12 protein-coding genes and 4 tRNA genes are annotated in these 12,210 nt (G+C 65.5%); 15 read left to right on the plus strand and 1 reads right to left on the minus strand.

Going from position 1 to position 12,210, the window contains the following annotated elements; translation table 11 throughout:
* The first annotated feature begins 74 nt into the window (after positions 1–74).
* Genes G7Y29_RS01370 through G7Y29_RS01395 form a run of 6 tightly spaced genes read left to right on the plus strand, consistent with a single transcriptional unit; the run spans position 75 to position 6,165 of the window.
* The gene (locus G7Y29_RS01370) at positions 75–1,655 is read left to right on the plus strand and encodes an SLC13 family permease (protein WP_165003414.1); all 1,581 of its coding nucleotides are present in this window, start codon (positions 75–77) and stop codon (positions 1,653–1,655) included.
* 32 nt (positions 1,656–1,687) lie between these two features.
* On the plus strand, positions 1,688–2,152 hold the full coding sequence (locus G7Y29_RS01375; protein WP_235933492.1) for a hypothetical protein: 465 nt from the start codon (positions 1,688–1,690) through the stop codon (positions 2,150–2,152).
* Positions 2,153–2,166: 14 nt separating this feature from the next.
* Positions 2,167–3,765 carry a 2-succinyl-5-enolpyruvyl-6-hydroxy-3-cyclohexene-1-carboxylic-acid synthase gene (gene menD, locus G7Y29_RS01380; protein WP_165003416.1) on the plus strand — a complete coding sequence of 533 codons (1,599 nt, stop codon included), beginning with the start codon at positions 2,167–2,169 and terminating at the stop codon, positions 3,763–3,765.
* Positions 3,766–3,824: 59 nt separating this feature from the next.
* Positions 3,825–4,199: a DUF3592 domain-containing protein gene (locus G7Y29_RS01385; RefSeq protein WP_235933504.1), complete on the plus strand. Its 375-nt coding sequence runs from the start codon at positions 3,825–3,827 to the stop codon at positions 4,197–4,199.
* Between the two features lie 56 nt (positions 4,200–4,255).
* Entirely contained in the window at positions 4,256–5,464 is a 1,209-nt protein-coding gene (locus tag G7Y29_RS01390) for a glycosyltransferase family 4 protein (protein WP_165003420.1), read from the plus strand.
* 11 nt (positions 5,465–5,475) lie between these two features.
* Positions 5,476–6,165, plus strand: coding sequence for a demethylmenaquinone methyltransferase (locus G7Y29_RS01395; RefSeq protein WP_165003422.1), 690 nt, complete (start codon positions 5,476–5,478; stop codon positions 6,163–6,165).
* Here G7Y29_RS01395 and G7Y29_RS01400 read toward each other — a convergent pair.
* Positions 6,162–7,394 (minus strand): geranylgeranyl reductase family protein, encoded by a 1,233-nt coding sequence (locus G7Y29_RS01400; RefSeq protein WP_165003424.1) that lies wholly within the window; start codon positions 7,392–7,394, stop codon positions 6,162–6,164. The two genes, G7Y29_RS01395 and G7Y29_RS01400, sit on opposite strands and share 4 nt — an antisense overlap.
* Before the next feature lie 130 nt (positions 7,395–7,524).
* Here G7Y29_RS01400 and G7Y29_RS01405 point away from each other — a divergent pair, with 130 nt between their 5' ends.
* The 9 genes from G7Y29_RS01405 to rplA all read left to right on the plus strand — a co-directional run bounded on the left by G7Y29_RS01405 (position 7,525) and on the right by rplA (position 12,041).
* On the plus strand, positions 7,525–8,541 hold the full coding sequence (locus G7Y29_RS01405) for a polyprenyl synthetase family protein (protein ID WP_165003427.1): 1,017 nt from the start codon (positions 7,525–7,527) through the stop codon (positions 8,539–8,541).
* Between the two features lie 77 nt (positions 8,542–8,618).
* Positions 8,619–8,700 (plus strand) — tRNA-Tyr (locus G7Y29_RS01410).
* A 209-nt stretch (positions 8,701–8,909) separates the two neighbouring features.
* Positions 8,910–8,982 (plus strand) — tRNA-Thr (locus G7Y29_RS01415).
* Between the two features lie 33 nt (positions 8,983–9,015).
* A tRNA-Met gene (locus G7Y29_RS01420) sits at positions 9,016–9,087 on the plus strand.
* A gap of 65 nt (positions 9,088–9,152) precedes the next feature.
* Positions 9,153–9,228 (plus strand) — tRNA-Trp (locus tag G7Y29_RS01425).
* Between the two features lie 24 nt (positions 9,229–9,252).
* A complete protein-coding gene (gene secE, locus G7Y29_RS01430; RefSeq protein ID WP_165003429.1) occupies positions 9,253–9,585 on the plus strand; it encodes a preprotein translocase subunit SecE in 333 nt (110 codons plus the stop codon).
* A 138-nt stretch (positions 9,586–9,723) separates the two neighbouring features.
* Complete coding sequence (gene nusG, locus G7Y29_RS01435; protein WP_165003431.1) at positions 9,724–10,632, plus strand: transcription termination/antitermination protein NusG; 909 nt, start codon at positions 9,724–9,726, stop codon at positions 10,630–10,632.
* A 188-nt stretch (positions 10,633–10,820) separates the two neighbouring features.
* On the plus strand, positions 10,821–11,249 hold the full coding sequence (rplK, locus tag G7Y29_RS01440) for a 50S ribosomal protein L11 (RefSeq protein ID WP_136653385.1): 429 nt from the start codon (positions 10,821–10,823) through the stop codon (positions 11,247–11,249).
* An 81-nt stretch (positions 11,250–11,330) separates the two neighbouring features.
* Positions 11,331–12,041 carry a 50S ribosomal protein L1 gene (gene rplA, locus G7Y29_RS01445; protein WP_165003433.1) on the plus strand — a complete coding sequence of 237 codons (711 nt, stop codon included), beginning with the start codon at positions 11,331–11,333 and terminating at the stop codon, positions 12,039–12,041.
* Positions 12,042–12,210 lie beyond the last annotated feature (169 nt).

Below are 12,210 nucleotides of genomic sequence, written 5' to 3' on the forward strand. Positions count from 1 at the left end.
GGAGGGGATTCGGAGTATTTATGTGAAGGAACATAAACTGTGATGGCCATTACCTGAGAACTTAAGGAACGCCCGTGTCTACCACCGTCTCCGAGCGCCAGACGATCCTGTCCGACGGCGATCTCGCTAAATCCCCGGACCCGAAGGACTGGCGGCGCCAGCTGATCGGACTCATTGCCGGTCTACTGCTCGCCGCGATCGTCTACTTCATCTTCCCGGAGAGTGCGCCGGAAACCGTCGCCCAGTCCACCGGTGCGAAGGAGGGAGCCGAATATACCGCCGAGGCCATGCGCGTTGTCGCGGCCACCACCGTTCTCATGGGCGTGTGGTGGATGACGGAGGCTATCCCGCTCGCCGCGACCGCACTGCTGCCGATCGCGATCTTCCCGCTCGCCGCCGTCGCCCCGTTCTCCGCCGTCGCCTCGCCCTACGCGTCGTCCACGATCTTCCTCTTCCTCGGCGGGTTCCTCATGGCGCTGGGTCTGCAGCGCTGGAACCTGCACCGCCGGTTGGCGCTCGCGGTGGTCTCCGTGGTGGGCACGAGCCCGAAGCGCATCATCCTCGGGTTCATGATCGCCACCGGGTTCATGTCCATGTGGGTGTCCAACACCGCGACGGCCGTGGTCATGCTGCCGATTGGCGTCTCCGTGCTCACCCTGACCGCCGAGTCCGTCGGGGGAATGTCCAAGCAGAAGAACTTCGCCACCGCGCTGATGCTGGCTATCGCGTACGCGGCGTCGATCGGTTCGCTTGGCACCCTGATCGGCACCCCGCCGAACGCGCTTCTTGCCGGGTACATGAAGGAGGCGCACGACATCACGATCGGTTTCGGCCAGTGGATGCTCGTGGGCATGCCGGTCGCGATCGTCTTCACCGTGGTCGCCTGGCTGGTTCTCATCACCGTGTTCAAGCCCGAGGTCGACGAAATCCCCGGCGGCAAAGCGCTCATCCAGGAGGAGATCCAGAAACTGGGCAAGTGGAACTTCGCCCAGGTCGCAGTGGGAATAATCTTCCTCGCAGCGGCACTGGCGTGGATTGTTATCCCGCTCGCACGCGACTACTTCGGCTGGGAATTCCCGTACGACGACGCCGTCGTGGGCATCATCGCAGGCTTGCTCATGTTCGCCCTCCCCGTGGAGAAGAGCGGAAAGCGCGTCATCGACTGGGACACCGCAACCGATGTGCCGTGGGACGTCCTCATCTTGTTCGGCGGCGGCCTCTCCTTGTCCGCCATGTTCACCTCCACCGGTTTGTCCCTGTGGATCGGCGAGGCCGCGAAGAACCTCGCCGCGCTGCCGATCTTCCTGCTGATCCTCGCGGTTTCGGCCCTGGTGCTCGGTTTGACGGAGCTGACCTCCAACACCGCGACCGCAGCGACCTTCCTGCCCATCATGGGCGGCGTCGCGGTGGGCATCGGTTTGACCGGTGGCGGCGAGATCAACGTGCTGTTGCTCGCTATCCCGGTTGCCCTGTCGGCAACCTGCGCGTTCATGCTGCCCGTGGCGACCCCGCCGAACGCCATCGCCTACTCCTCCGGTTACGTCACCATGGGTGAGATGCTCAAGGGCGGTATCTGGCTCAACCTCATCGCTCTGGTTCTCATCACCCTGGCGACCTACTTCATCGCCGTGCCGGTGTTCGGCTTGACGTTCTAGCTGTCCTGGCCCGGCGCGCTACTGTAAGTTCCATGGATCCCATGGACAATGAGACGCGCCAGTTCGGGCGGCAACCGGAGCGGCCCCGCCGCCCGCGGCAGTACTTCCCGGACCCTTCCGAGCAGCAGCAGTATTCCCCTCAGCCTGAGTGGGAGGAACCCGTTTACCACCAGGAGCCGGAACCGCGCGACTCCTCCAACACGGCCGCGGTTGCACTCGGTGTGATCGCGGCTTTGGCGACAGCGGCGGCCGTGCTGTTCATGTTCCTGTGGCGAGGCGCAGCGGAAGATGCGAACCGCCCCCCAGTGACGGAGACCGTGACCAGCACGCAGATGGCGACGACGACGGTGACCACGACGACCACCAGCCGCCCGCCGCTCCCGACTGCTTTCCCGACGGCCCCTACGTTGCCCTCGGAGCTGCCGACTGAGCTCCCGCCGGATGTGCGCGACGACGTGGAGGGCTTCCTCGAGAGCCTGCTCGGCGACGGGCAGTGACGCGCGTGGGAAGCATGGAACTGGCCGCATACGTGGTCGATCGCCTCGCCGAGAACGTCACTGACGTGGTGTTAAGCCCGGGTTCGCGGAACTCGCCGCTGGCGTACGCGTTGCTCGCCCGCGGGGACATTCGCGTGCATGTGCGTATCGACGAACGCAGCGCCGCGTTCACCGCACTCGGTATCGCACGGGTGCAGCGCCGCCACGTCGGTGTCGTGATGACCTCGGGGACCGCCGTCGCCAACGCGTACCCCGCCGTCATTGAGGCGCGAATGTCCCACACCCCGCTCGCGGTGATCAGCGCGGACCGCCCGGAGCGGATGCTGGGCACGGGCGCCTCGCAGACCATCTGGCAGCAGGGGATTTTCGGTCGCTACGCCGAAACTCAGCAGGTCACCGAGACCGGCGACGCCATCACCTTCGCCGCCGACGTGGTTCACATCAACGTCGCCCTCGACACCCCTTTGGTGCCCGGCAACCTCCCGGCCCCGCACGGTGAGCCGCGCCGCGTGGGCCCGGGCCGCTTCGACGGCGCGCGCTGGGTCGATCACGGTGAGGTAGACATCGACCTGGACAAGGACACCCTCGTTATCTCCGGCGACGAGGCGTGGGAGGTTCCGGGACTCGAGCACGTGCCGACGATCGCGGAGCCGACAGCTCCAGCCCCCTTCCACCAGGTCCACCCGCTGGCGGCGCGTTTCTTCGCACAGGCATCGGTGTCGGTCAGCCACGACGGCGGCGATTTCGCCGCCTCGACCAAGCCGGATCAGGTGATCGTGGTCGGGCACCCGACGCTGCACCGCGATGTGATGGCGCTGCTCGCCGACCCGGATATCCGGGTGATCGGGCTCTCGCGTACCGAGACGTTCACGGGCAAGCCGCAGCTGCGCGGCTCGCGGGTGAGGGCCACCGGCCAGCCGAGCGACACGTGGTTGAAGATCTGCGAGGCCGCCGGTGAGGTAGGAGCGCAGACGGTGCGCGACGCACTCGCCGAGGAGATGTTCGGCTTTACCGGCCTGCACGTCGCGGCCGCGGTCGGCGACACTCTCGGGGTGGGAGACACGTTGGTGCTCGGCGCGTCCAACCCGGTGCGCGACGCCAGCCTGGTCGGCCTGCCGTTCGACGGCGTGGCCACGGTCTCCGCGCGGGGGGCCGCCGGTATCGACGGCACCGTCTCCCAGGCGGTGGGCGTCGCGCTGGCCACCCAAGCGTTGCACCCGGATGAGATCCGCGCGCCGCGCACCGTGGCGCTGATGGGCGACCTGACATTTCTCCACGATGTCGGCGGCCTTCTCATCGGTCCGGGCCAGCGCCGTCCGAGCAACCTCACCGTCGTCGTAGCCAACGACAACGGTGGCGGCATCTTCGAGTCCCTCGAGGTCGGCGCACCCGCGGTCCGGGGCGCGTTCGAGGAGGCGTTCGGCACGCCGCACGGCGTCGAGATCGAGGCCCTCGCCGAAGCTTACGGGGTGCGCTACCTGCGCGCGGAGAGCCTGAGCGAGCTGAGCGGCGCCCTCGTGGACACGCGCGAGGCTCCCGCGCCGATCACGCTCATTGAGGCGCGCACGACTCGGACAACCAGGCGAGATCTGGCGGAGCGGCTGCGCGCGTGAGTGGCATCAACTGGCGCCGCCGGCTGCTCCAGCTCGTGCTCGCTTTCTACGCCTGCGCCATGCTCGGTGTGGCGGCGATGGTGGCGGGGCCCGCGATCAACGACGCCCGGATCATGTCATCTCCCGGCCGCGGCATGGCCACCGTCACCGAGGTCGGTCCGCTGCGCACGTCCATCGAGTTCCAGGACGAGCAGGGCCGCTACCACTCGCCCCGCTCCGGGCTTCTCTACCCCTCCGGACTCGGGGAGGGGCAGCGGGTGTGGGTCACTTTCGCCACGTTCGATCCCGAGCTGGTCAAGGTGGAGGGCCGGGGTTGGACTCTGTCGATCATCCCGGCCGTATCGGTGGCCGCGGCGTCGACGCTGGTGGCGACCGCGGCGTACGCGGGGGTGAACGCTGCGTTTAGGCGTCGAGAAGCTCGCGTCGCCCCGTAACCAAGAATTCACCTGCATTTTATTCAGTAGACAAAAGGTTGTGGGAAGCTGTCACCATGCGTGTAGGTATCGTCGCAGAGTCGTTTCTCCCCAACGTCAACGGGGTGACCAACTCCGTCCTCCGGGTGCTCGAATACCTCAAGGAGGAGGGGCACGAGGCGATCGTCATCGCCCCCGGTGCGCGCGACTTCCAGGAGGAGGTGCCCGACTACCTCGGCTTCACCATCGTCCGCGTGCCCACGATGATGATTCCGCTGGTGGATTCTCTGCCCATCGGCGTGCCAACAACGACGATCACATCGGCGCTCGCGGAGTTCGAGCCGGATGTCATCCACCTCGCCAGCCCGTTCGTCCTCGGCGGCGCCGGGATGTTCGCGGCACTCCAGCTCGGCGTCCCAGCGGTCGGTCTGTACCAGACGGACGTCGCGGGATTTGCCACCCAGTACCACGCCTCCGTGCTTGCCAACGTGGCCTGGGACTGGACCCGAAACATCCACAACAACTGCGAGCTCACCCTCGCGCCGTCATCCGAGGCGATCCGCGAGCTTGAGAGCCACGGAATCGGGAGCGTGCACCACTGGGGCCGGGGTGTGGACACCACTCTGTTCCACCCGCTGAAGCGCTCGGACACATTGCGCCGACAGTGGGACCCGACGGGTCGCAAAAAAATTGTCGGCTTTGTCGGCCGCCTCGCCTCGGAGAAGGGCGTGCACCGGCTCGCACCCCTGGTGACGGAGCCGAACGTGCAGCTCGTGATCGTGGGCGACGGCCCTGAGCGCAAGTGCCTGGAGAACACCCTTCCGAACGCCGTGTTCACCGGTGCTCTGTCCGGCGAGGACCTGGCCCGCGCCTACGCCAGCCTCGACCTCTTCGTGCACACCGGTGAATTCGAGACCTTCTGCCAGGCCATCCAGGAGGCGCAGGCATCGGGTGTGCCCACCATCGGCCCCCGCGCGGGTGGGCCGATCGACCTCATCGTCGAGGGGTACAACGGGCTGCTACTCAACGTGGACACGTTCGAGCGCGACGTTGTCGACGCCGTGCGCTACCTGCTCGACGATGCACGCCACGGGCAGCTGCAGACCAACGCGCGCCTGTCCGTGGCGGACAAGACCTGGCATGCGCTCTGCGAACAGCTCATGGGGTACTACCGCCAGGCGATCGAGGGGTACAACCGCGACCACATCACCCTCTTCGGTCGCTCCATCACCCTTCCCCGGTGGGTGCAGCGGGCCCGCAGCAAGCGCAGCTCGAAGTCTGCGTAGAGTAGGGCCTTATGGCCAAGGCAGATCTGGACAAGAAGCCCTTCGATGTAGCGGGCATGTTCGATGACGTGGGCAAGAATTACGACATCACCAACACCGTGCTCTCCTTCGGCCTGGACCGGTACTGGCGCCGCCGCACCCGCGGGCGCCTCGACCTCAAACCCGGCGAGATGGTTCTCGACCTCGCCGCCGGCACTGCCGTCTCCACCGTTGAGCTAGGCAAGTCCGGGGCGTGGGTCGTGGCCTGCGACTTCTCGCAGGGCATGCTCGCGGCGGGCAAGGACCGCGACGTGCCCAAGGTCGTGGGTGACGCGATGCACCTGCCGTTCGCGGATAACACTTTCGACGCCGTGACCATCTCCTACGGGCTGCGCAACGTGCACGATTTCCGCGCCGGGCTGCGCGAGATGGCGCGCGTGACCAAGCCGGGTGGGCGCCTCGCCGTCAACGAGTTCTCCACCCCGGTCGTGCCGGGCTTCCGGGAGTTGTACAAGAACTACCTGCCGCTCGCCCTGCCGGCACTGGCGAGGTTGTTCTCCTCGAACCCGGACGCATACGAATACCTCGCCGAATCCATCCGGGCGTGGCCCGACCAGGCCGAGCTCGCCCGCGAAATCAACTGCAACGGCTGGGAGAACGCGGGCTGGCAGGACCTTTCCGGCGGGATCGTCGCGCTGCACAGCGCGGTTAAGGCCGTCTAAGTCGCGCTCCACAGCGGGTCGCGCTTCGGGGCGAGCTGGCCGGCCTTGCGCCACGCCCACGAGATCAGGTCACGGTCATCGTCCGTGACCAGATTGCCCATCAACCGGGCGGCCGCGGGCATGATGCGCTTGCCGACGGGCCCCCGCAACGCCACCGGCCCCGCCGCCGGCAGAAACTGCGGGTACGTCAGCAGGCGCGCAGCCGTTCGGGCCAGCGTGAAGGCGTTACCGTACGCGCGGCGCAGCTCCGCCGGCCAGGCCAGCGTGAGGTCGATCCCGACGGGGGAGCCGGTGATGAGATCGATGGCCATCCGCGCCGTCTCCAAGCCGTAGTCGATGCCCTCGCCGTTGAGCGGATTGACGCACGCTGCGGCGTCGCCGATGATTGCCCAGTTGCGCCCCGCCACGTTGGACACCGCGCCGCCCATCGGCAGCAGCGCACCGGTCACATTCTTCTCCGGCCCCAGGCCCCAGGCTGAGCGCTGCTGGGAGGCGTAAATGGACAGTAGTTTCTTCGTATTCACCTTCGCGGGGCGCGTATCGGTGGACAGTGCTCCGCAGCCGAGGTTGACGTGTCCGTCGCCCAGCGGAAAAATCCAGCCGTAACCTGGCTGGATGGAGCCGTCCGCGTCGCGCAGCTCCACGTGCGAGTGCATCCACGGTTCGCCGGACAGCGGCGACGCGCAGTAGGAGCGGGCCGCAACGCCGTACACTTCGCCGCGGTGCCAGACGCGGCCGAGCCGCTTGCCGAGGGGGGAGCGCACCCCATCAGCCACGATGACCCACTTCGGGTGCAATGTGCCCGACGGGGTCTCGATGCCGGTGATCGCGCCGCCCGTGATGTGCACGCCGGTGGCGGGGCATTCGTGGCGTACCTCGACTCCGCTTGTGCGGGCGGCGTTGACGAGGCAGGCGTCGAAATGCGCGCGGGGGCTGGCCGAGCCCTCGGTGCCGAATGGGCCCTCGGGCCAGGCCGCTGTGACATGCCCGCCGAAACCGTGGAGCTTGAGGCCGCGGTTGCGGTAACCGGGGACGGGAAGATCCAGCTCGCGAAGCGAGTGCACGGCACGCGGGGTGAGGCCGTCACCGCAGGTTTTGTCGCGGCCGGCCGCAGCGGCGTCGATAAGCGCGGTGCTCAGACCCGCGCGGGCCGCGGCGATCGCGGCAGCAGACCCCGCGGGGCCCGCCCCCACGACGACGCACTCGAACTCGTTGCTGCTGCTAGTCACGGTGACCTATTGTGTCACAGGCGCCGTCGGCCCCGCGTAAAACATATGACCCCGTTACTGCGGGCAGGGGTTGCGGTGGACTAGCGTAGGAACAGCAATCTCAGGCCCTCTCACCCCAAGGACGACACCGATGACCCACGGGATCCAACCGGCACCCCGCCACGACTTTTCCATGGACCTCGGAGACGCGGAACTCACGGCGCGCGTAGCCGAGGGCATGGGCCGGGTGGAAGACCTGCTGATGGGGCGGTTGTCAGTGGGCGAGGACTTCATCGTGGAGAAGGTCACGCACCTGGCCAAGGCCGGCGGGAAGCGGTTCCGTCCCCTGGTCGCGCTGCTCTGCAGCGAGTTCGGGCCCGAACCCGGCAGCGAGAACACCGTTAAGGGAGCCGTGATCGCCGAGATGGTTCACCTGGCCACGCTCTACCACGACGACGTGATGGACGAGGCCGAGATGCGCCGGGGCGTCGATTCCGCCAACGCGCGGTGGAACAACACTGTGGCGATTTTGGCCGGTGACATCCTGTTTGCTCACGCGTCCGAGATGATGAGCGAAATCAACACCGAGACTGTCAAGCACTTCGCTGACGCCTTCGGCCAGCTCGTCACCGGGCAGATGCGTGAATCGGTAGGTGCGCGGGGTGAAGACCCCGTCGACCACTACCTCAAAGTGATCCGGGAGAAGACGGCGGTGCTTATTGCGTCGGCCGCGCACCTGGGGTCGATGCACTCGGGTGCTGAACCGGAGGTGGTCGAGCGCTGCACCGTCATTGGCGAGGCGATCGGCATGATCTTCCAGATCGTTGACGACATCATCGACATCTTCTCGGACTCCGAGCAGTCCGGCAAGACCCCGGGCACCGACCTGCGCGAGGGCGTGTTCACTCTGCCGGTGCTCTACGCACTGCGGGACGAGTCCCCCGCCGGCGAGCAGTTGCGGGGTATGCTCACCGGCCCGCTGGAGCGCGACGAGGACGTCGCCTACGCCATCGAGCTCATCGGCCAGACGAAGGGCCGAGAGCAGGCGCTCGAGGTCGTGCGTTCCTACATAGCGGTCGTGGATGAGCAGCTGGATCAGCTGCCGGATTCCCCCGCAAACTACGCGCTGCGCCACTTGTCCGACCACACCGTCGACCGCGTCGGGTAAATCCTCTACCTGAGCTGCCGATTTGTTGAATGGCGGCAGGATTGCTGTAGTGTTGTTCACGCACTCATCGAGTGCTCGCCAGGTTGCCCGAGCGGCCAAAGGGAGCGGACTGTAAATCCGTCGGCATTGCCTACAGAAGTTCGAATCTTCTACCTGGCACAGGACAAGAACCCGTCCACCTCGATCACGGGGTGGACGGGTTCTTTGGTTGCGTGGCGTCCGGGACGTTGAAAGGGGACGTCGATAAGCGAGCATTTTGATCCCGAAATTGGCCTCTACCCTGCTGATTTGTGCACGCACGCTAGTACGGGTTAATCTTTTCAAGGCTTCAACGGAGCGGGTGGAAAAACCCACAACAAAGAGGCTGCGCCCCCTTAGCTCAGTCGGCAGAGCGTCTCCATGGTAAGGAGAAGGTCAGCAGTTCGATTCTGCTAGGGGGCTCTGCTGTTTGCCGGAGGTATCCTGCAAACACATGGCGGTGTAGCTCAGTGGTAGAGCAAGCGACTCATAATCGCTGTGTCGAGAGTTCAATTCTCTCCATCGCTACTCACCTTGGCTCAGGGCGTGCACACGCCCGTGGTAGGGTAGGCGTACTGTTAACTCAGTGCCCTAGGGGCGTGGCGCAATTGGTAGCGCAACGGTCTCCAAAACCGTAGGTTGCAGGTTCGAGTCCTGTCGCCCCTGCCAAAGCTTCAACTACGAGGAGTTCTTGTGACGAACCCGCAAGGTCAGAACCCGGTGCAGCCGACCGGCAAGCGTCAGCTGCGCGGGGTTTCCTCTGTTCCCGCTGTTTCTTCGGATTCCAACGAGAAGTCGCGGACCCCGGTCAAGGCCGAGACCGCCACGGACGATAGCCCGAGCGGCGGCCCCGGCGCGTTCCCGGGTGAAGTCGTCTCCGAGATGCGCAAGGTCATCTGGCCCACCGGCCGCCAGATGCTCAACTACACGCTGATCGTTTTCGCGTTCCTTATCATCCTCACCGCCCTCGTGTGGGGTGTGGACTGGGTCGCACGCTGGGCGGTTGAGCAAGTGCTCGTCCGTTAGCTATAATTTTTTCTTGTCAACATCCCGCCGCCTCGAAAGTACCGAGGAGGGCGGGATAATTTATTGCTTCGCAACCTCCTCACCAGCTTCACGGTGGGTAGGCTGGGGCGCAAAAGTGAGTAGTGAGGAGAAATCATCATGGCTGAAGACACCACCGGCAAGGTTGAGCACAACGAGCAGGAAACGATCGACGAGGGCGCCCCCGTCAGCCCCGAGACGGATCCGGAGCCCAAGGAGAACGACGAGACCGGCGAGGAAGGTGAGACCGAGTCCGAGGCCGACGAGGAGTCCGACAGACAGACTGCCGACGCCGAGGGTGCCGAGATCGATCTCGCCGCCGCCGCCGAGCAGGCGCTCTCCGGTGAGGCAGGGGAGTCCGAGGACTCCGGCGACGCCGAGTACCGCCGCCGACTGCGCGAGTACACCAAGGAGTTGAAGAAGCTCCCCGGCGACTGGTACATCATCCAGTCCTACTCGGGTTACGAGAACAAGGTGAAGACCAACCTCGACATGCGCATCCAGACGCTCGAGGTGGAGGACTCCATTTACGATGTCGTGGTGCCCATCGAGCAGGCCATCGAGCTCAAGGACGGCAAGCGCAAGATGGTCAAGCGCAAGTTGCTCCCGGGTTACGTCCTCGTCCGCATGGATATGAACGACGCCGCGTGGTCCGTCGTCCGCGAGACCCCGGGCGTGACGTCGTTCGTGGGCAACGAGGGCAACGCGACGCCGGTCAAGCACCGCGACGTGGCCAAGTTCCTCATGCCGAAGGAGCCCGCCGTCGTGGGCGACTCGGCCCAGAAATCGGTGGCCAACGCCGAGGGGGAGACTGTTATCGCGATGCCTGAGCAGGAAGCCGCCCCGAAGCTGGCGCACGACTACCAGGTCGGCGAGGCTGTCACCATCCTCACGGGTGCCCTGGCAACCGTTTCCGCGACGATTTCGGAGATCGACCCGGAAACCGGGAAGATTCAGGCGCTCGTGTCCATCTTCGGCCGCGAGACCCCAGTCGAGCTCACCGCTGACCAGATCGAGCGGATCATGTAAGAGTATTTTGCTTTCCTGCGCTCTAACAGCGTAAAGTCAAGCGTCGCGCGTGCCACCTTCGGCAACGCGCGACGTTTTTCGTTTTCACATCCGTTCACATCCCCGGTGGCTCCCAACACGTGGGGGCATCCGGAAGGGCCCGTTATTCATCGTGGCGCGGCCCCGTACCAAGGAATTGAGGTAATCCGATGGCAAAGAAGAAGGTCACAGGCCTGATCAAGCTGCAGATCCAGGCTGGCATGGCTAACCCGGCACCGCCGGTCGGCCCGGCGCTCGGTGCGCACGGCGTCAACATCGTCGAGTTCACCAAGGCATACAACGCCGCTACCGAGTCTATGCGCGGCGACATCATCCCGGTCGAGATCACCGTCTACGAAGACCGCTCGTTCACCTTCATCCTGAAGTCCCCGCCGGCAGCAAAGCTGCTGCTCAAGGCCGCTGGCCTGCAGAAGGGCTCCGGCGTCCCGCACACCCAGAAGGTCGGTTCCGTGACCTGGGATCAGTGCAAGGAAATCGCCGAGACCAAGAAGGCCGACCTCAACGCCCGCGACATCGAGGCAGGCGCCGCGATCATCGCAGGCACCGCCCGCTCCATGGGCATCACCGTGGAGAAGTAAGTTCTCCGACGCGTTTCATGTGGCAGGGCCGGCCAGGCCCGCACCACAACTCCATCCCTGACGTAGGAAAAGGAATTCAACATGGCTAAAAAGTCCAAGCGCTACAACGAGCTGTCCGCCAAGGTGGACCGCGACAACCTGTACCACCCGTTCGACGCCGTCACTCTTGCGAAGGAGACCTCCTCCGACAAGTACGACGCCACCATCGATGTCGCAATGCGCCTGTCAGTCGACCCGCGTAAGGCCGACCAGCTCGTGCGCGGCACCGTGTCGCTTCCCAACGGCACCGGCAAGACCGTCCGGGTCGCCGTCTTCGCCGAGGGCGAGAACGCCACCAAGGCGCAGGAGGCTGGCGCGGACATCGTCGGCACCGACGAGCTCATCGAGCAGATCAATGCCGGCCAGCTCGACTTCGATGTCGCGATCGCCACCCCGGACCAGATGGCCAAGGTCGGCCGCGTGGCTCGCGTGCTCGGCCCCCGCGGTCTGATGCCGAACCCGAAGACCGGCACCGTCACCCCGGACGTCGCCAAGGCGATTGCCGACGTCAAGGGCGGCAAGATCGCCTTCCGCGTGGACAAGGCTTCCAACCTCCACGCCCTGATCGGCAAGGCATCCTTCACTGCTGAACAGCTGGCAGAGAACTACGGTGCTCTGCTGGACGAGGTTCTGCGCCTCAAGCCGTCCTCGGCCAAGGGCATCTACTTGAAGAAGATCACGGTGTCCGCTACCCAGGGACCGGGCGTTCCGGTCGACCCGTCGGTACAGAAGAACTACGCCACGAAGGCGTAAGTTTCCGCGGTCATCCCGCACCCAGCCCCGCTTCGGCGGGGCTTTTTGCGTGCGTGGGGTCCGGGTGAACGTCATCAATGATGACCCTTGCCCGCTAATTTGCATTTGCTCCCCGCTGTCCCGGGGAGGTTCCATTCGGGGGTAATTAGCACCCCGGTTTCTAAATGAA

This window comes from Corynebacterium qintianiae (assembly GCF_011038645.2).
Taxonomy (GTDB): Bacteria; Actinomycetota; Actinomycetes; order Mycobacteriales; family Mycobacteriaceae; genus Corynebacterium; species Corynebacterium qintianiae.